Raw genomic sequence first — 18,810 nt, forward strand, 5'->3', positions numbered from 1 at the left:
AGCGTTCCGTCACTGGAACCTGAAGAAAAAAACCTAACCCCGTCTGGCACTGAGAAAGCGTGCGGGGTTGACCTGACGACCATCTTTCAACACTTCGTAATGCAGATGGACCCCGGTCGCGCGACCGGTGCGTCCCATCAAGGCAATCTTCTGACCCTGATCAACCAGGGTGCCCACCTCGACCAGCAACTTGGAGTTGTGGGCATAGCGGGTGACCAGGCCATTGCCGTGATTAATCTCCACCATATTGCCAAATTCCGGATGACGGCCCGCCCAGCTGACAATGCCGGGCCCGGTAGCCAGAATCGGGGTTCCGGGTTTGCCACGGAAATCGACCCCTTTGTGCATCTTGGCACGCCCGTTGAACGGGTCGACCCGTCCACCAAACCCGGACGAGACCCAAACTCGCTCCTGTTTGACTGGCGTGCCGGAAATAAAACCGGCATCGGTGATATGGTGATTCATGATGAAAGATTCAAGTACCGACAGCTGCTCTTCGCGGCTGCTGAGCTGCTGGCTGAGGTGTTTCATCGAGGCTTGCAGCTCGTTGAGGCTCACTTCCAGCTCTTCATCATAAGAAGGGCCGCCCATGGGGGGCAGCTCTTTGAAATTGAACTCGTCGGGATCGAGATCGGCCTGCTCGGTCAATCGTTCGCCGAGGGCATTGAGACGGCCAAGCTGGCCTTGCATGGTGCCCACCTGAGCTGCCAGCATTGCCAACTGTTCACGGGCTTCGTCGCCACTCTGGTCAACGGACTGTTGCTCGGCAACGGCAAGCGCCACTTCCAGCGCCTCCATTTTCTGGTGCCAGCTCTGCCAGAGCCAACCACCACCAAGGGCCAACAGGGAGAAGAGAATACCGCCGACCCAGGCCAGACGTTGTTTGGGCAGGTGCAACTTGCGTCGCTGCTTGCCGTGGAGGATCAGGGTAATGCTCATAGAAATCAGTCTGCTCGGTCAGGTGCGGCCAGGAGCCTGCACGGGAAATAAAACCGGGAGATAATCGGTATTAAAGGATGGAGTAAACAAATGACGGAACGTCGGTGCGGAGAGAGGACCGACGTTCCGTTGCACAGCTATCAGGCCAGAACCAGACCGTTATCGTAGTAAGCGATAGGCGCTTTGTCGCCCTCACCCTCGAAGGTCACCAGTTCCCAAGCCTCCTGCTCGGCCAGCAAGGCACGCAGCAGCTTGTTGTTCAGGGCATGTCCGGTCTTGTAGGCACGGAACTCACCGATGATGCTGCGGTTACACATATAGAGGTCACCGATCGCGTCCAGCATCTTGTGCTTGACGAACTCGTCCTCATAACGCAAACCGTCTTCGTTTAGTACCCGATAGTCGTCCAGGACCACGGCGTTTTCCAGGCTTCCGCCCAGCGCCAGGTTCTGGGAACGCAGGTACTCGATATCGCGCATGAACCCGAAGGTACGGGCACGGCTGATCTCTTTCACGAAGGAGGCACCGGAGAAGTCCAGTACGCAACGCTGATTGCGCCCTTCAAAGACCGGATGCTGGAAATCGATCTCGAGATCCATCTTGAAGCCGTTGCGATAAGGGTGGAATTCCGCCCACTTGTCGCCGTCTTCAACCCGGATGCTCTTCTTGATCCGCACAAACTGCTTGGCAGCATTCTGCTCACGGATCCCGACTTCCTGCAGCAGGTAGATAAAGGGATGCGCACTGCCATCCATCACCGGGATCTCGGGCGCGTCCACCTCAACGTAGAGGTTGTCGATCCCCATCCCGGCCAGCGCGGCAGAGAGGTGCTCAATGGTAGAGACACGGACACCGGCTTCGTTGACCAGAGCGGTACAGAGCACGGTATCGCGCACCTGATCGGCATTGGCTGGCAGCTCCACCACAGGATTCAGGTCGGTACGCAAGTAAACGATTCCTGTGTTCACAGGCGCCGGACGGAACGTCATGGTGACTTTCCGGCCCGAATGCAGGCCGACACCAGTCGCCTGTACACTCGTTTTCAAGGTTCTTTGTCTAATCATGGGTGTACCCTAAACAGCTTAAAATCCGGACCAGATGGTCGTTGGCAGGCCATCTTAGCACATTCCTTGAACAACAAACAAACAAGAGCCATAAGAGGCTTAGTCAGCTTGCTTGCGCAAGAACGCCGGAATATCCAGATAATCCGGTTCGCGACGAGCTTGCGGCTCGGCGTTGACCACCTTGGCCGGGGCTTCGTCCATCACGCGGCCTTGCATCATGTCGCTGACCAGCGGCTGACGCACCGGGCGCTCTTGCACCTGGCTGCTCTTGACCAGAGTGATGTCCGGCTTGCGCTCGGCACCGATACCGGTAGCAACCACGGTCACACGCAGTTCGTCGTGCATTTCCGGATCGATTACGGTACCCACTACTACAGTGGCGTTCTCGGAAGCGAAGGCCTTGACCGCGTTACCCACGGTTTCGAACTCTTCGATGGTCATGTCCATACCGGCGGTGATGTTGACCAGGATGCCACGGGCACCAGCCAGATCCACATCTTCCAGCAGCGGGCTGGAGATGGCTTTCTCGGCCGCTTCTTCGGCGCGGTCATCACCGGAGGCGGAACCGGTACCCATCATGGCAGTACCCATTTCACGCATTACGGTACGTACGTCCGCGAAGTCGACGTTGATCAAGCCCGGGCGGGTGATCAGCTCGGCAATGCCCTGTACCGCGCCAAGCAGTACATCGTTGGCCGCCTTGAAGGCATCCAGCAGGGAGATACCGCGACCCAGCACCTTCAGCAACTTGTCGTTGGGGATGGTGATTAGGGAGTCGACATTCTTGGAGAGCTCTTCGATACCGTGCGCGGCGAAGCCCATCCGCTTCTTCCCTTCGAAGGAGAACGGCTTGGTCACCACAGCAACGGTCAGGATGCCCATCTCGCGCGCCACTTCGGCCACGATCGGCGCAGCACCGGTACCGGTACCACCACCCATACCGGCGGCGATGAACACCATGTCGGAACCGGTCAGCAGCTCACGCAGTGCTTCACGATCTTCCATGGCCGCATCACGACCCACTTCCGGATTGGCTCCGGCACCCAGACCCTTGGTGATGCCACCGCCGATCTGCAGGGTAGTGTTGGCGCTGGAGTTACGCAGTGCCTGGGCATCGGTGTTGACAGTAATGAACTCAACACCCTCAATATTTTGACGAACCATGTGCTCGACAGCGTTACCGCCGCCGCCACCTACACCGATCACTTTAATGACGGCTTCGTCAGTGTGGCTATCCATAAATTCAAACATGTTGTCTCTCCGCTTTATTTGCCTGACTCAGCAAAATTCTTAGAACTCGCCACGCAGCCAGTTGCTAACCCGTTTGACCAGGCCACCGACGCTTGCCTTGGCGGCATATTCTTTGTTGCTACCTGTGGCTTGATGGGTGCGGCCATATTGCAGCAACCCGACCGCAGTCGAGTACACCGGTGCCTGCACGTAATCACTCAAACCACGTATGTTCATGGGCTCTCCCACCCGGACCTGGCTCTGGAAGATCTGCTCTGCACACTCCACAATGCCTTCAATCTGGGCAGCGCCGCCGGTCAAGACCACACCGGCTGCCAGCTGATGCTTGACCCCCTGCGCTTTCAACTCGCTTTGTACCCGCACCAGCTCATCATTCACCATGGAGAGCAACTCGGTGTAACGGGGCTCAATCACTTCAGCCAGTGTCTGCCGTTGCAGGCTGCGCGCCGGGCGACCGCCGACACTGGGTACTTCAATATTGTCTTCCTTGCTGACCAGACGGCCGAGGGCGCAACCGTAGCGCACCTTGATCGCTTCCGCGTCGAGCGGCGGCGTGCCGAAGGCGTAGGCGATGTCGCTGGTCACAGTGCTGCCAGCGTACGGGATCACCTTGGTGTGGCGCAGGGCACCGCCGGTAAACAGCGACATGTCCATGGTGCCGCCACCGATGTCCACCACGCAGACACCCAGCTCTTTCTCGTCTTCGGTCAACACGGCATAGCTGGAGGCCAGCGCGGAGAAGATCAGTTGATCCACACGCAAACCGACCTTCTCCACACATTTCTCAATGTTGCGGGCCATGTCGTTATGGCAGGTGATCAGGTGAACCTTGGCTGCCATCCGCACACCGGAGAGGCCGACCGGATTCTTGATCCCTTCCTGATAATCGATGGCAAACTCCTGAGGCAGCACATGCAGCACGCGCAGCTCGTCGGAGAGGCGAACCGACTTGGCGGTGTGGATCACGTTGTCCACATCCTCCTGGGTCACCTCTTCATCGGAGATGGGCACCATACCGGTCTCGTTGCGGCAATCAATATGCTTGCCGGACAACCCCAGATAGACCGAGCTGATCTGGCAATCTGCCATCATCTCGGCCTCTTCCACCGCGCGGCGCAGTGACTTGACCACGGAGTCGAGGTCATTGACCCCGCCCTTCTCCATTCCGCGAGAAGCGTGACTGCCCATACCGATGACATTCAGTTCACCGTCCGGCAATACTTCCCCGACCAGAACCGCCACCTTGGTTGTGCCGATATCCAGTCCGACAATCAAATTCCTATCTGCGGTGTTGGTCATGCACTTTCTCTTCGCTCTTCTTCCAGCCAACTGCCATTCCGGTGTCGTATCGAAGATCCACGTAGGCGACTTGCGCACGGGGTTCGATAACCGGGAAGGCATCGATAAACCGCTGCAGCCGGAGCGCAATGTCATTGCGTCCCAGGAACAGCTTGATATTGCCATCCAGGGTCAGTTCCCAGGCATGGCGGGGGGTCAGATTCACCCCCAGCAACTTGTATCCCTTGGCAGCCAGTTGCGACTCGTACTGCCGACTCTCTTTCAACACCCGGGCGGCCTGGTCATCCGGCCCTGACAGCTGCAACAGCGGCGTCTTGACCCGATCCGGGGCACTGAATACCTTGCCCTTGGTGTTGACGAAGCGGTTGCCATTCCAGCGCGCAGCCACATCTTGTTCCGTGAGGTAGATCTTGATCTTGTTCGGCCACTTCTTTCGTACCGAGACCGAGGCCACCCATGGCAAGGCATTGAGCCGTGCCTGCAATTCGTTGACGTCCAATTCGAAGAAGTTGCGCAGCTCGGCGCCATCCAGCACGGCCATCCGCAGCTCTTCGGTTTGCAAATACTGGTGTTGCCCCTGCAGCAACAGCTCGCTCATGGGCAACCGGTTGGCATCTGTCAGCCAACCTTTAACATCCAGCGCCGTCCGGTAGCAGCCCCATATCACCAGCAGGAAAAATGCTACTCCTGCGATGAAGCCACCCTTGGTGCGCCCCTGTGCCCTTGCCTCCACCCGATCGATCCCCGTGTAACGCGCTAAACCGGCCTTTGACAGACCGGTTCGCCATTATATAGGCCCCGGCTTGGCGGTCAAAATACTCATTGGGCCCTCAGGCGCCAGATTTCATGCTATCTATGCTCAATTTCATCTCTCCGAGACGACGGGCCAGCGCCCCGACGTTCCCGGCGCCTTGAGTCAACACCAAATCCCCCTCGCCGATCAGGTCGGCCAGCACGGCTGGCACGTCATCTGGCGTAGCGACGAAGATGGGTTCCAGGTTGCCGCGGGAGCGAATGGAGCGGCACAGTGCCCGTCCATCAGCGCCCGGAATTGGCTCCTCACCGGCAGCATAAACCTCCAGCATCACCAGCACGTCTACCTTGGAGAGCACATCGGCGAAGTCCTCGTAGAGGTCGCGGGTGCGGGTATAACGGTGCGGCTGGAACACCATCACCAGACGCTTCTCGGGCCAACCGGCACGGGCGGCGTTGATGGTGACCTTCACTTCGCTCGGGTGGTGACCGTAATCGTCCACCAGCATCGCCTTACCGCGACCGGTTTCAAACTCGCCATACTGCTGGAAGCGACGACCGACCCCTTCAAATTTGGCCAGTGCAGAGATGATGGCCTCGTCGCTGACCCCGTCCTCTGTCGCGACAGCTATCGCCGCTGCGGCGTTCAATGCGTTGTGAATACCCGGCAAATTGAGGGTCACCTGCAGCTCACCCGCCTCTTTGCGGCGAACACGGAAGCAGCTGTGGTTGGTGGTCTGAACAAAATCCAGCACCTGTACATCGGCATCGTCAGAGAGACCGTAGGTCAAGGTCGGACGGGCAATCTCGGGCAACATGCCACGGATCACCGGATCATCGATGCAGACCACCGCCAGTCCGTAGAAGGGCAGGTTGTGCAGAAACTCGATGAAGGTGGCCTTCAGCTTGGAGAAATCACCGCCGTAGGTATCCATGTGATCCGCTTCGATGTTGGTCACGATAGAGACCATCGGCTGCAGATGCAGGAAAGAGGCGTCGCTCTCGTCCGCTTCGGCAATCAGGTAGCGGCTGCTACCCAGACGGGCATTGGTACCGGCACTGTTGAGCAGGCCACCGATGACGAAGGTCGGGTCGCGGTCGGCTTCGGCATAGATACTCGCCACCAGACTGGTGGTGGTGGTTTTGCCGTGGGTACCGGCGATGGCGATACCGTGACGGAAACGCATCAGCTCGGCCAGCATCTCGGCGCGGCGCACGACCGGGATCCGCAGTTCGCGGGCAGCCAGCAGCTCCGGGTTGTCCTGCTTGATGGCGGTAGAGACCACCACCACGCTGGCCCCCTCAACGTGTTCGGCACTGTGGCCGACGAAGATGTGGGCGCCCAGTCCGGCTAACCGCTCGGTCACGGCGTTGCGAGCCAGATCAGAACCCGTTACCTGATACCCTTCGTTGGCAAGCACTTCGGCGATCCCGCCCATACCGGCACCACCGATGCCGATAAAGTGGATGCGACGCACGCGGCGCATTTCGGGGATCACAGTACGCAGTTTTGCCAGTTCAACCTTGGTCATAATCGTCTCTTTAGTCTGCCGCAGGCCATGTGCCGTCAAAGCACGGCTGCACGGCGGCATCAATACATACAGGTACAAGGCTGCACGGTGTCACCGCTGCAACCTTGCTCATCAATCTTTACCACGCTGCCCGGTTGCGAGCTGTTTGCACTCATCGGCAACCCGCTCGGCCGCATCCGTGATGGCGACGCGGCGAGCCGCTTTCGCCATGTTAAACAGGGTCTCCCTGCGACCAGCCAGCCAGGTCAGGCGTGCCGCCAGCGATGCGGTATTCAGCTCGGACTGGGGCAGAAACTCGGCCGCACCGCCGTCGACCAGGGTCAGGGCGTTACGAGTCTGGTGATCATCCACCGCATGGGGCAGTGGCACAAAAATGGCGGCCACACCGGCGGCAGCCACTTCGGAAACAGTCAAGGCACCGGCACGGCAGACCACCAGATCGGCCCAGGCGTAGGCGCTGGCCATATCCTTGATAAATTCGCTCACCTCGGCATTGATGCCGTGCTGGGCATAGGCAGCAGAGACGGCCTCAGCATTGCCCTTGCCACACTGGTGACGCACTTCAATGGGCACGCCGGATGCCGCCACCGCAGCAGGTACCTGCTCGTTGAGCACCCGCGCTCCCAGACTGCCACCCACGATCAGCAGATGCAGTGGCTCATCTCCGCTACGCAGTTGCGGATCCGGCAGGGCGACCACTTCGGGACGCACCGGATTACCGACCACGGCGGTGCGACGGCTCGGCGCGAAGGCGCCCGGAAATGCCATCAACACCCGCCTGGCGATACGGGCCAGCAACTTGTTGGTCATGCCTGCAGCAGCATTCTGCTCATGGAGCAGCAACGGGATACCGGAGAACCAGGCCGCCACGCCACCCGGGCCGGAAGCAAAACCGCCCATGCCGAGCACCACATCAGGGCGAACGGTCTTGAGTACCTGACGCGCCTGCAGGATCGATTTGACGATGCGATAGGGCGCCACCAGCAGTCGCTTGATGCCGTTGCCACGCACCCCCTGAATATCGATGAAGGAGATGGGATAACCGTGGGCGGGCACCAGCTCCGCCTCCATCCGGTCGGCAGTGCCGAGCCAGTGGACAGTCCAGCCCTGGGCCTTCAGGCGATCGGCCACGGCCAGACCGGGGAACACATGCCCACCGGTACCACCTGCCATCACCAACAGAGTCTTGCTCACTAAACCTCCCGCACGCGCGCCTGGGCTGTCGCCTGACGCAACTCAAAATCGATTCGAATCAACATGCTCACCGCCACCGACATGATGATGAGACTGGAACCACCGTAACTGACAAGCGGCAGGGTCAAGCCCTTGGTTGGCATCATGCCGCTGGCCGCGCCGACGTTAACAAAGGTCTGGAAGCTGAACCAGATGCCAATGCCGATCGCCAGATAACCGTCATAGAGCCGCTCTGCCACCAGCGCGCGATGCCCCAGCTTGAGCGCCTTGACCGCCAGCGCAAAAATCAGGAACAGGGCGCCCAGCACCCCGACGTAACCCAGCTCTTCACCGAGGATCGCAAACACGAAGTCGGTGTGCGCTTCCGGCAGGTACTCCATCTTCTGGATGGAGTTGCCAAGCCCTTCGCCAAACCAGCTGCCACGGCCAAACGCCATCAGCGACTGGGTCAACTGGTAGCCGCTGCCGAACGGATCGGCCCAGGGATCCATAAAGGAGGTCACCCGCCGCATCCGGTAGGGCTCGACGATGATCAGCATCACCACCGAACCGAGGCCCGCGCCGATCAGGGTCAAAAACTGTCCCAATCGGGCACCGGCCAGAAACAGCATGCCGAACGAGGTCACGAACATCACCACGGTGGAACCCAGGTCCGGCTGCAACAGCAGCAAGACCGCCAGCACCCCAAACACCGCCAGCGGTTTCAGGAAGCCGATCCAGGCTTCGCGCACTTCGCTCTGGCGCCGCACCAGATAACCGGCCAGATAGACAAACAGCGCCAGCTTGCCAAACTCGGCAGGCTGCAGGTTGAAGGGGCCAAGCGGCAACCAGCGCACCGCACCATTGACGTTGCGGCCCACCAGCAGCACCAGCACCAGCATCAAGATCGCCAGCAGCAGCATGGGGCCGTTGTGCTGTTGCCAGCGCGCCATCGGCACCTGCAACACAAACCAGGAGATACCGAGCGCCATCACCAGAAACAGGGCGTGACGCTTCACAAACATGAAGGGGTCATCCCCCAGCGCAATCCCCTCGGGGATCGACGCCGAGGCCACGATGACCACCCCGACCGCCATCAGGGAGAGCGCCAGCAGTACCAGCTGCCGATCGTAGAGACCGGCAGGACGCGCCGGTAACAACCAGCGCTGGAACAGACCTGCTGCTGCGCGAAGGGCGTTCATAGCGCCAGCACCATCTCGGTGAAGCGATCGCCGCGCACCTCGAACGACTTGAACTGATCGAGGCTGGCACAGGCTGGCGCCAGCAGCACCCAGTCACCGGGCTTGGCATCGGCAGCCGCTTTGGCAACTGCAGCGGCCAAGTCGGCCACCCGTTCGGTCTGCTCGCCCAGTGCCAGCAGCACCTCGGCATCCTGACCAAAGCAGTACATGTGATCGATCTGGTTGCCTAGCAGCGCCTGGATCGGACCAAAATCCTGCCCCTTGCCCTGACCACCGGCCAGCAGCAGCAGGCGCCCCTTGACCGACTCGCGCACACCGGCAACGGCAGCCAGCGTGGCTCCCACGTTGGTGGCCTTGGAGTCGTTGATCCAGCGCACCCCGTTCACCTCTCGCACGAAGCGGGCACGATGGGGCAAGCCCTCGAAACGACGCAGCACGGTAAGCTGAGCCGCACGGGGAATACCGACCGCATCGCACAGCGCCATGGCCGCAAGGGCGTTGGCCTGATTGTGGGCACCGACGATCTTCATCTCGTCCACCGCCAGCAGCGGTTCACCGTGCAGGGTCAACCAGTAGCGACCATCCAGCAGGCAACGGCCATAACCATTGCAGTCGAGACCAAAGCTCTGCCACACCTGACCCACATCGGGCAGGGTCTGGGCATCGTCGCGATTGACCAGAATGTGTTTGGAGTGCTGATGGATCTCCATCTTGGCGGCGCGATAGTCGGCCATGCCCTGATAACGATCCATGTGATCTTCTGAGAGGTTCAGCACCACGGAGGCGGCAGCACGCAAACTGTGAGTGGTCTCCAGCTGGAAGCTGGAGAGCTCCAGAACGCAGAGATCCATCGGCTGCTTGAGCAGCTCCAGCGCAGGCGTGCCGATATTGCCACCCACGCCGACATTGAGGCCGGCTTCGGCAATCATCTCGCCCACCAGGGTAGTGACGGTGCTCTTGCCGTTGGAGCCGGTAATGGCGATGACCGGAGTCTGGGTCTCGCGAACAAACAGTTCGATGTCACCGACGATCTGCACGCCACACTCGGCAGCCGCTTTCAGTTCAGGGGTCGCCAGCGCGATACCCGGGCTCGCGACGATCATGTGCGCCTGCTTTAGCAGTGCCTCGTCGAGACCGTGAATGAGCTCTACCTCAGGCGGCAATTGATCCTTGCCGGGCGGGTTGGCACGGGTATCCATCACCAGTGGCGTCACGCCACGGCCGAGGAAATAATCGACGCAGGAAAGTCCGGTTTTGCCCAATCCGATGATGATGACCATGGCCTTACCTCACCTTCAGGGTGGCAAGACCCAGCAGCACCAGCACGAGGGTGATGATCCAGAAGCGCACGATGACGCGCGGCTCCGGCCAGCCCTTCTTCTCGTAGTGGTGATGGATCGGCGCCATGCGGAAGATCCGCACGCCGCGCAGCTTGTATGAACCCACCTGCAGGATCACCGAGACGGTCTCCATCACGAAGACGCCGCCCATGATCACCAGCAGGAACTCCTGACGGACCAACACGGCGATGGTGCCGAGCGCGCCGCCCAGCGCCAAGGAACCAACGTCCCCCATAAAGACCTGCGCCGGATAGGTGTTGAACCAGAGGAAACCCAGACCCGCCCCGACGATGGCGGTACAGACGATCACCAGCTCGGAGGTATAGGGCACGTAGGGAATGTGCAGGTAGCTGGCAAAGTTGACGTTACCGGTAGCCCAGGCGATCAGGGCAAAGCCCCCCGCCACCATCACGGTCGGCATGATGGCCAGGCCATCGAGACCGTCGGTCAGGTTGACCGCATTGGAGGTACCGACGATGACAAAGTAGGTCAGCACGATAAACATCAGGCCAAGCTGCGGCATCACATCCTTGAGGAAAGGCACCACCAGCTGGGTCTGTCCCTCATGGGTTGCAGTCGCATAGAGGAACACCGCCACCGCCAGCGCTACCGCGGATTGCCAGAAATACTTCCAGCGTGCGATCAGGCCGTCGGTATTCTTGCGCACCACCTTGAGGTAGTCGTCGGCAAAGCCGATGGCGCCGTAGGCACCCAGCACAAACAGCACCAGCCAGACATAAGGGTTGTCGAGGCGGCACCAGAGCAGCACAGACGTGAAAATCGCAGCAATGATCATCAGGCCACCCATAGTCGGGGTGCCCCGCTTGCTGAGGTGGGACTCGGGACCATCGTTGCGGATCACCTGACCGAATTTCAGGATCTGCAGGCGACGTATCAGCCGCGGCCCCATCCAGAGGGCAACCCCCAGTCCGGTGATGATCGACAGGATGGCGCGAAACGTCAGGTAGGAGAAGACGTTGAAGAAGGTGAAGTGCGGGGTGAGCAGTTCGGCCAGCCAGACTAGCATGTGGCTGACTCCTGATGGCCTTTGACCATCTCGACGATATCTTCCATGCGGGAGCCACGGGCCCCCTTGACCAGAATCGAAATTTCCTGATGTGTATTTATCATTTGCGCAAGCACTTCAAACAACGACGCCTTGTTATCGAAATGTCGGCCAGCCGCGGCATCTGCGGTGTGGCGACTCTCTTCCCCCACTGTCAGCACGGCATCTAGACCGCGCTCGCGGGCATGACGGCCAACCCGGGCGTGTTGCTCGGCAGACTCCTCACCCAGTTCCCGCATATCACCGAACACCAGCACCTTGAAGCCGCTCATGGCGGTCAGGGCATCGATGCCCGCCAGCACGGACTCCACGCTGGCATTGTAGGTATCATCCACTAGAGTCAGACCGCCCCAGCGCTGCACGCAGAAGCGCCCCTTGACCGGCGCCATCTGCTCCACCCCCGCCTTGACGGAGCCGAGGGATGCGCCGAGGGCCAGACAGCCCGCGGCGGCAGCCAACGCATTGGCCACGTTGTGGCGACCCGGGATAGCCAGAGTCAGGCTCAGCTCACCCTGCGGGGTCACCATCACGAACTCGGCGCAGCCTTGTTCGTTGAGCACAAGGTTGCGCGCGTGGAACGGCTGGCTCTGATCGTCGATGGAGAAGGCGCACTGAATGTCGCGTTCCCGCCACTTCGGCCAGAATTCGTTGTCGGCATTGACGATGGCGGTGCCGCCCTCGCTCAAGCCCTCAAAAATTTCGCTCTTGGCGTGGAACACACCTTCCAGCGAGCCGAAGCCCTCCAGATGGGCCGCCGCCACGTTGTTGATGATGGCGGCATCGGGTTTGGCCAGCGAGGTAGTCCAGGCGATCTCGCCCGGATGGTTGGCACCCAGCTCCATCACTGCAAACCGGTGTTGCGGCTCGAGGCGCAGCAGGGTGAGCGGCACGCCCACCTCGTTGTTGAAGTTGCCAGCGGTGGCCAGCACTTCCCCTTCGTTGCGCAAGATGGAGGTTGCCATCTCCTTCACCGTGGTCTTACCGCAGCTGCCGGTAATGGCCAGCACTTTCGGGTTGATGCGCTCGCGCACCAGTTTGCCGAGTCGGCCCAGTCCTTTCAGACTGTCGGTCACCACCAGCTGGGGGATGGCCAGCGGCAGCTCACGCTCGACCAGCAGGGCAGAGGCCCCTGCCTGAACAGCCTGCTCGCAAAAATCGTGGGCATCGAAGCGCTCGCCGCGCAGGGCAACGAACAGGGCACCCGAGCCCAGAGTGCGGGTGTCGGTACTGACGACGGTGATCTCGCCGTCGTCACCAATCAGACGGGCATCGAGTACCTGCGCCAGCTCGGCAAGCCTGAGGGTCATCATTTGAATGACTCCAATAATGTGTGCAAGGCGGCCGCGACGGTTTCCCGGTCGCTGTAGTGCCGCTTGTCGGTTCCAATGATCTGATAATCCTCGTGACCCTTACCGGCCACCAGGATGATGTCCTGTTTACTCGCCTGACCAATGGCCAGCACAATCGCCTTGACCCGGTCGTGCTCCACCTGCACCGCAGCAGGATCGCGAAGACCCGCCACCATGTCGGCCATGATCCGGGCCGGCTCCTCGGTACGGGGATTGTCGTCGGTCAGGATCACACGATCCGCATACTGCTCGGCCATGGCGGCCATCATGGGGCGCTTGCCGCGATCGCGGTCGCCACCACAGCCAATCAAGCACCAGAGCTGCCCTGTGCAATGCACCCGCAGGGCCTGCAATGCCTTCTCCAGTGCATCCGGGGTGTGGGCGTAATCGACCACCGCCAGCGGCGTATCGCCACCGCCAAAACACTCCATGCGGCCGGTCACCGGCTGCAATTGAGGCGCTGTCGCCAGCAGCTCGTTGAAGTCGTAACCAAGCACCAGCATCACACCCATCGCGGCCAGCACATTGCTGACGTTGAAGCGCCCGAGCAAGGGGGCGGATAATACACCATTCCCCCAGCTGGAGTTAATCTGCGCGCGAAAACCTTGCTGGTGAAAATCGAGCTGCTGCGCCGTTAATTGACGGCCAGAATGGTGTTCAATCGGGCCATCCACACTGAAGGCCACCGCTGTCGGGTATTTTTCGATCCACTTGGCACCCAGCTCGTCATCACGGTTGATCACCGCATTCGACTCATCGACCAGCTGCAACAGCTGCTCTTTGGCCGCGCCATAGGCTTCCATGGTACCGTGGTAGTCGAGGTGATCCCGGCTCAAGTTGGTGAAGACAGCGGCGGCAAAGGGCAAAGCTGCCACGCGGTGCTGTACCAGACCGTGGCTGGAGACCTCCATCGCCACCAGATCCGCGCCCTGCGCTTGCAGCGCAGCCAGATTGGCTTGCACCTGCACGGCGCTGCCGGTGGTATTTTCCGCTTCGATCAAATTGCCAAACAGGCCGTTGCCGATGGTGCCCATCACACCCGCTTTGCCACCCAGCAGGGTGCGCCAGTTGGCGACCAGCAACGCGGTAGTGCTCTTGCCGTTGGTGCCGGTGATCCCGACCAGCGCCAGTTTTTTCGCTGGCTGGTCGTAGAAATAGCCGGAGAGCGCAGAGAGGTGAATGGGCAGCTCCCGCATCCCGATACAGGGAACGGAAACCGCTGGCGCGATAAATTCACCATCCTCCTCAAACACAACAGCGGTCGCTCCCTGAGCCACCGCCTGTTCGATAAACCGTCTGCCATCCATCTGATGACCACGAATGGCCACGAAGAGCGAGCCGGGGACAACCCGCCGACTATCCAGCTGGATATCGGTCAGGGTGAGTGCCGGCGCCTGGATACCGAAGGGGCGCAGTAATACATCAAGTGCGCGGGACAAGAGAAGCCTCCGTACGGGCAAGTTTGGTGGGCACCGCTGGCGGCACCGCATCGGGACGAATATTGAAGAGCTGCAGCACCCCGCCCATGGCCTCTGCAAACGGTGGGGTCGCCACGGCGCCGCCATAATAGGCGCTGCCTTTTGGCTCGTTGATCACCACCACCATGACGAAACGGGGATCACTGGCGGGTGCGAAACCGGCAAACCAGGCCATGTAATCCTTGCCATAGCCACCGGCGACGGCGACCTTGGCAGTACCACTCTTGCCGCCAACCCGATAGCCCGGGATCTTGGCTTTTGGAATGGCGTTGTCGACCACGTACTCCAGCGCCTGCAACATGGCAGCGGCGTTGTTGTGATCAATAACTTGCTCACCCTTGGGCGGCGTAGTCACCTTGACGATGGAGAGTGGCACCCGTTTACCCTTGTTGGCCAGGGTGGCGTAGGCGGAGGCCAGCTGCAGCGGGGTGACCCGCAGGCCATAACCGAACGAGAGGGTCGCCCGCTCGATATCGGACCAGCGACGACGCTGGGGCAACATGCCGCTGCTCTCACCCATCAGCCCGCTGCCGGTATCCATGCCGAAACCGAACATACTGAGGGTATTGATCATCTCCTGCGCCGGCATCCGCAGCGCAATGCGCGACATACCGATGTTGGAGGAGTAACGCAGGATATCGTAGAGGTTGGTCGCCTTGTGGATACTGACGTCCTTTATCTGCTTGGCACCGATAAAGAGCGGACCACCGGGAATGAAATCTTTCCAGCTGGTGACACCTGCCTGCAAGGCACTGAGCAAAATCAATGGCTTGACGGTCGAACCCGGCTCGTAGGTATCGGTCACCACCCGGTTGCGTACCCGGAAGCTCTGATACTGGCCGCGGTTGTTCGGGTTATAGGAGGGGGTGTTGACCATGGCGAGCACTTCACCGGTCTTGATATCCAGCATCACCATGGAGCCGGAGGTCGCCTTGTTCTCGTCAGTTGCCCGCTTGAGGGCACGGTAGGCCAGAGCCTGCACCCGCTGATCGATACTGAGCTGCAGATCGTTGGCGTTCTTGCCCTCTTTGACGATGCCAAGCCGCTCGATGACGCGCCCCTGACGATCCTTGCGCACCCGCATTTCGCCGGGTGTCGCCGTCAACCACTCGTTGTAGCTGCGCTCAATCCCTTCAATACCGCTGCCATCGATGTTGGTCACCCCCACCAGATGGGCGCTGATCTCGCCGGTCGGGTAGAAGCGGCGTGCTTCAGGGCGCAGGTAGACGCCACCCAGCTTGAGCCCCTTGATATATTCCGCCACTGCAGGAGTAACCTGACGCTGCAGATAGACGAAACGCTTGCTGGGGTTGGCGATGCGGTGTTTGAGGGTATTGATGTCGAGCTTGAGCACGGCGGAGAGCGCCAGCCAGGCTCGCTCGTTATTGATGGCGCCGGATTCGTGCACGGTCTTGGGATCGGCCCAGACCGCCTCGACCGGTACCGATACTGCCAGTTGCTCACCGTTGCGATCGGTGATCATGCCGCGCACCGCCTGGGTAGAGGTGGTACGCAGGGAACGCATGTCCCCTTCCTGACGCAGACGATCCGGATTGATTACCTGGATCCAGGCCAGACGCAGGATCAGACCCACAAACGCGATGCCGATAAACACCGCAAGCGTGCGAAAGCGCCACGGATAGATCGATGGCGCTTTGACATTCGCTTTGGCAGCTTTGGCTGTAGCCTTGCGTTTCATGGTTGGGTAATTACCTTCTCGGTGGTCACCAGCGGACGACCCATCTGCAACTTGTCCATCGCCAGACTCGCCACCCGGGAGTGTTCAGCCAGGGTGCCCTGTTCCAGCAACAGGTGGCGCCATTCGATATTGAGGCGATCCTCTTCCGCCATCAGATCGTTCTGCTTGGCCGTCAGACCACGGGTCATGTTGGTCACCAGGATCACGGCAAACGCGGTCACCAGCACGGCGACCGACAGAAAAATCTGCAGCTTGTGCCGCCAGAGATCGGCAACGATCTCCTTGGCCAGATGAACACGCACTTCGCTCATCGCTTACTCCGCCAGCCGTTCGGCAACCCGCAGCACCGAGCTGCGTGACCGGCTGTTTTCAGATACTTCATGATCAGAAGGCTTGAGTGCCTTGCCGACCGACTTCAATTTGCGACCGCCAGCCAGCTGGGCCTCGGTCAACGGAATGCCGTAAGGCACTTCCGGCCCCTTCTCGTGCTTGCGGATGAAATGCTTTACCAATCGGTCTTCCAGCGAATGGAAGCTGATCACTGACAGACGGCCATATGGTGCCAGCACTTCCAGTGCACCGTTGAGCGCGGTTTCGATCTCGTCCAGCTCGCTGTTGATATAGATGCGGATGGCCTGGAAGCTGCGAGTTGCCGCATGCTTACCCTTCTCCTTGCTCGGATTGACCCGGGCAATCATCTCCGCCAGTTGGCGGGTACGCACATAAGGCTCGGTCACTCGGTCGTGCACGATGGCGCGGGCGATCTTCTTGGCAAAACGCTCCTCACCGAAGGTCTTCAGCACCCAAGCGATGTCATCCACATCGGCCTTGGCCAGCCACTCGGCAGCGCTCTGGCCGGAGGTGGGGTCCATCCGCATATCGAGCGGACCATCTTTCATAAAGCTGAAGCCGCGTTCGGCATCATCCAACTGGGGTGAAGAGACCCCCAGATCCAGCAGGAAGCCATCCACCTTGCCCAGCAAACCGCGCTCATCCAGATAGGAGGCGATGCCGGAGAAGGGGCCGTGCACGATTTCGAAACGGGGATCCTGGATCTTGGCCGCTTCGGCGATAGCCTGGGGATCGCGGTCGATGGCGATCAGGCGGCCATTGGGGCCAAGGTGCTGCAGGATCAGACGAGAATGACCACCACGGCCAAAAGTACCGTCGACGTAGACACCGTCCGGCTTGATAGCCAGACCTTCAACGGCTTCGTGCAGCAGCACTGTGATGTGTTCAGCGGCTTGGGTCATTTATAAAGAGAAATCCTGTAGTCGTGGTGAGCTTGCCCAATCGTCCCCGGGCAGACCCAAGATGTCGTCATTGACCTGTTGTTGCCAGCGGGCTTCATCCCACAACTCAAACTTGTTGAGCTGGCCCACCAGCATGATTTTCTTGTCCAGCCCCGCATGGCTGCGCAGTGGCTGACTGAGCAGCAGACGGCCATTGCCATCCAGCTCGCATTCGGTTGCATGTCCCAGCAGCAGGCGCTGCAAACGGCGCTCTTGCGGATTCATGCTGGAGAGAGTCTTGAGCTTGCGCTCGACCTCTTCCCATTCATTCAGGGGATAAAGCAGCAAACAGGGATGGGCAATATCGATGGTGCAGACCAGCTGGCCGTCGCTTTCATCGCGCAGCCAATCACGGAATTTGGTCGGAATTGCCAGCCGCCCTTTACTGTCCAGGCTGATGGCATGAGCGCCACGCAACAAATTGCAGTCCCTGAAGGTGAGTGAGCAGGCAGATTGCCCCTCTAAAAACCACTTTGATCCACTTTTCCCCACCTTGAAGTTTAAGGACGTGCAGGGGGCTTTTCAAGCAAGGAGATGGGACAGAGGGAACATATTGACGCAGCAATTGCATGCTGCGGATTGAGTAGGTTGATTTTCCACAAGTTATTTGGCGTTAAACTCTGGTGATTAATTGAAATAAGTGAATGAACTGAGAACATACACAATATGTGGGTGCGAACAACCATCCTCGGTTCTATCACCATCTATCGCTGCCATCGTGCCAAATACGAAACTATTCGATTGATTTAAAACATATAATTTCATTCAAAATGACAAGGTCGAAAATATCCTGCCAACGAAGCCATATTTTCTCATGCATAAAAAAGAGCCCCGCGATAAATCGCGGGGCTCTTCGGAATGAGGTCGGAGTCGGCCTGTAAGCCGGGTTCTGTACCGGGTTGCCCCGGGTAGCAATCATTCCTCTAGGCCAGCAATCGCTCGCTGGCTCAAGCAACCTACCCGCCCCCAACGCGGGCCGCGCCAATAGGGGCCTATTTGGTCTTGCTTCGGGTGGAGTTTACCGTGCCACGAACTGTTGCCAGTCGCGCGGTGCGCTCTTACCGCACCCTTTCACCCTTACCTGATCCCTTGCGGGCCATCGGCGGTCTGCTCTCTGTTGCACTGGTCGTAGGCTCGCGCCCCCCAGGCGTTACCTGGCACCCTGCCCTGTGAAGCCCGGACTTTCCTCCCCTCCGCCCGTCTGTCCCGAGGGACACAACGACGAAGCAGCGATTGCCCAGCCAACTCCGAGGCGCGGATTATAGCCTTGCGATACGCACGGGGTAAACCGGCAATTCCCGTTTACAGCCATTTATCGCGCTTTGGCCCCCGTTTACAGGCTGACTGATTGTCGATACAAGGGATTGCTCAGG

General features: G+C 59.9%; 16 protein-coding genes and 1 other RNA gene. All 17 read right to left on the reverse strand.

Annotated features, from left to right (window positions below):
• Positions 1 to 33: 33 nt before the first annotated feature.
• Positions 34 to 939, reverse strand: a complete 906-nt coding sequence (locus OKC42_RS07855; protein ID WP_005355107.1) for a M23 family metallopeptidase — start codon at positions 937 to 939, stop codon at positions 34 to 36.
• A 140-nt stretch (positions 940 to 1,079) separates the two neighbouring features.
• Positions 1,080 to 2,003 carry a UDP-3-O-acyl-N-acetylglucosamine deacetylase gene (lpxC, locus tag OKC42_RS07860; RefSeq protein WP_005336146.1) on the reverse strand — a complete coding sequence of 308 codons (924 nt, stop codon included), beginning with the start codon at positions 2,001 to 2,003 and terminating at the stop codon, positions 1,080 to 1,082.
• Positions 2,004 to 2,102: 99 nt separating this feature from the next.
• The gene (ftsZ, locus tag OKC42_RS07865) at positions 2,103 to 3,254 is read right to left on the reverse strand and encodes a cell division protein FtsZ (protein WP_005336147.1); all 1,152 of its coding nucleotides are present in this window, start codon (positions 3,252 to 3,254) and stop codon (positions 2,103 to 2,105) included.
• 39 nt (positions 3,255 to 3,293) lie between these two features.
• Positions 3,294 to 4,553, reverse strand: a complete 1,260-nt coding sequence (ftsA, locus tag OKC42_RS07870; RefSeq protein WP_005336148.1) for a cell division protein FtsA — start codon at positions 4,551 to 4,553, stop codon at positions 3,294 to 3,296.
• Positions 4,534 to 5,286 (reverse strand): cell division protein FtsQ/DivIB, encoded by a 753-nt coding sequence (locus OKC42_RS07875; protein WP_005336149.1) that lies wholly within the window; start codon positions 5,284 to 5,286, stop codon positions 4,534 to 4,536. Before OKC42_RS07875 ends, ftsA begins: the two co-directional genes overlap by 20 nt.
• Positions 5,287 to 5,383: 97 nt before the next feature.
• A complete protein-coding gene (murC, locus tag OKC42_RS07880) occupies positions 5,384 to 6,838 on the reverse strand; it encodes a UDP-N-acetylmuramate--L-alanine ligase (protein ID WP_005336150.1) in 1,455 nt (484 codons plus the stop codon).
• Positions 6,839 to 6,949: 111 nt separating this feature from the next.
• Positions 6,950 to 8,032, reverse strand: a complete 1,083-nt coding sequence (gene murG, locus OKC42_RS07885) for an undecaprenyldiphospho-muramoylpentapeptide beta-N-acetylglucosaminyltransferase (protein ID WP_005355117.1) — start codon at positions 8,030 to 8,032, stop codon at positions 6,950 to 6,952.
• Positions 8,032 to 9,213, reverse strand: a complete 1,182-nt coding sequence (ftsW, locus tag OKC42_RS07890) for a cell division protein FtsW (RefSeq protein WP_005336154.1) — start codon at positions 9,211 to 9,213, stop codon at positions 8,032 to 8,034. Before ftsW ends, murG begins: the two co-directional genes overlap by 1 nt.
• The gene (gene murD, locus OKC42_RS07895; RefSeq protein WP_005336156.1) at positions 9,210 to 10,493 is read right to left on the reverse strand and encodes a UDP-N-acetylmuramoyl-L-alanine--D-glutamate ligase; all 1,284 of its coding nucleotides are present in this window, start codon (positions 10,491 to 10,493) and stop codon (positions 9,210 to 9,212) included. Before murD ends, ftsW begins: the two co-directional genes overlap by 4 nt.
• A 4-nt stretch (positions 10,494 to 10,497) precedes the next feature.
• A complete protein-coding gene (mraY, locus tag OKC42_RS07900) occupies positions 10,498 to 11,580 on the reverse strand; it encodes a phospho-N-acetylmuramoyl-pentapeptide-transferase (RefSeq protein WP_005356635.1) in 1,083 nt (360 codons plus the stop codon).
• Entirely contained in the window at positions 11,574 to 12,929 is a 1,356-nt protein-coding gene (locus OKC42_RS07905) for a UDP-N-acetylmuramoyl-tripeptide--D-alanyl-D-alanine ligase (protein WP_100646874.1), read from the reverse strand. Before OKC42_RS07905 ends, mraY begins: the two co-directional genes overlap by 7 nt.
• Positions 12,926 to 14,458 (reverse strand): UDP-N-acetylmuramoyl-L-alanyl-D-glutamate--2,6-diaminopimelate ligase, encoded by a 1,533-nt coding sequence (gene murE / locus OKC42_RS07910; RefSeq protein ID WP_270819416.1) that lies wholly within the window; start codon positions 14,456 to 14,458, stop codon positions 12,926 to 12,928. Before murE ends, OKC42_RS07905 begins: the two co-directional genes overlap by 4 nt.
• Entirely contained in the window at positions 14,391 to 16,145 is a 1,755-nt protein-coding gene (locus OKC42_RS07915) for a peptidoglycan glycosyltransferase FtsI (RefSeq protein ID WP_005336163.1), read from the reverse strand. The genes murE and OKC42_RS07915 overlap by 68 nt, the downstream gene beginning before the upstream one ends.
• Positions 16,142 to 16,456 carry a cell division protein FtsL gene (gene ftsL / locus OKC42_RS07920; RefSeq protein ID WP_005336166.1) on the reverse strand — a complete coding sequence of 105 codons (315 nt, stop codon included), beginning with the start codon at positions 16,454 to 16,456 and terminating at the stop codon, positions 16,142 to 16,144. The genes OKC42_RS07915 and ftsL overlap by 4 nt, the downstream gene beginning before the upstream one ends.
• Before the next feature lie 3 nt (positions 16,457 to 16,459).
• Entirely contained in the window at positions 16,460 to 17,398 is a 939-nt protein-coding gene (gene rsmH, locus OKC42_RS07925) for a 16S rRNA (cytosine(1402)-N(4))-methyltransferase RsmH (RefSeq protein ID WP_270819418.1), read from the reverse strand.
• Positions 17,399 to 17,857: a division/cell wall cluster transcriptional repressor MraZ gene (gene mraZ, locus OKC42_RS07930; protein WP_076493172.1), complete on the reverse strand. Its 459-nt coding sequence runs from the start codon at positions 17,855 to 17,857 to the stop codon at positions 17,399 to 17,401.
• Positions 17,858 to 18,299: 442 nt separating this feature from the next.
• Positions 18,300 to 18,686: RNase P RNA component class A (gene rnpB / locus OKC42_RS07935), an RNA gene on the reverse strand.
• Between the last annotated feature and the right edge of the window lie 124 nt (positions 18,687 to 18,810).

This window comes from Aeromonas sp. Y311-2, assembly GCF_027706025.1.
GTDB classification, from domain to species: Bacteria; Pseudomonadota; Gammaproteobacteria; order Enterobacterales; family Aeromonadaceae; genus Aeromonas; species Aeromonas veronii.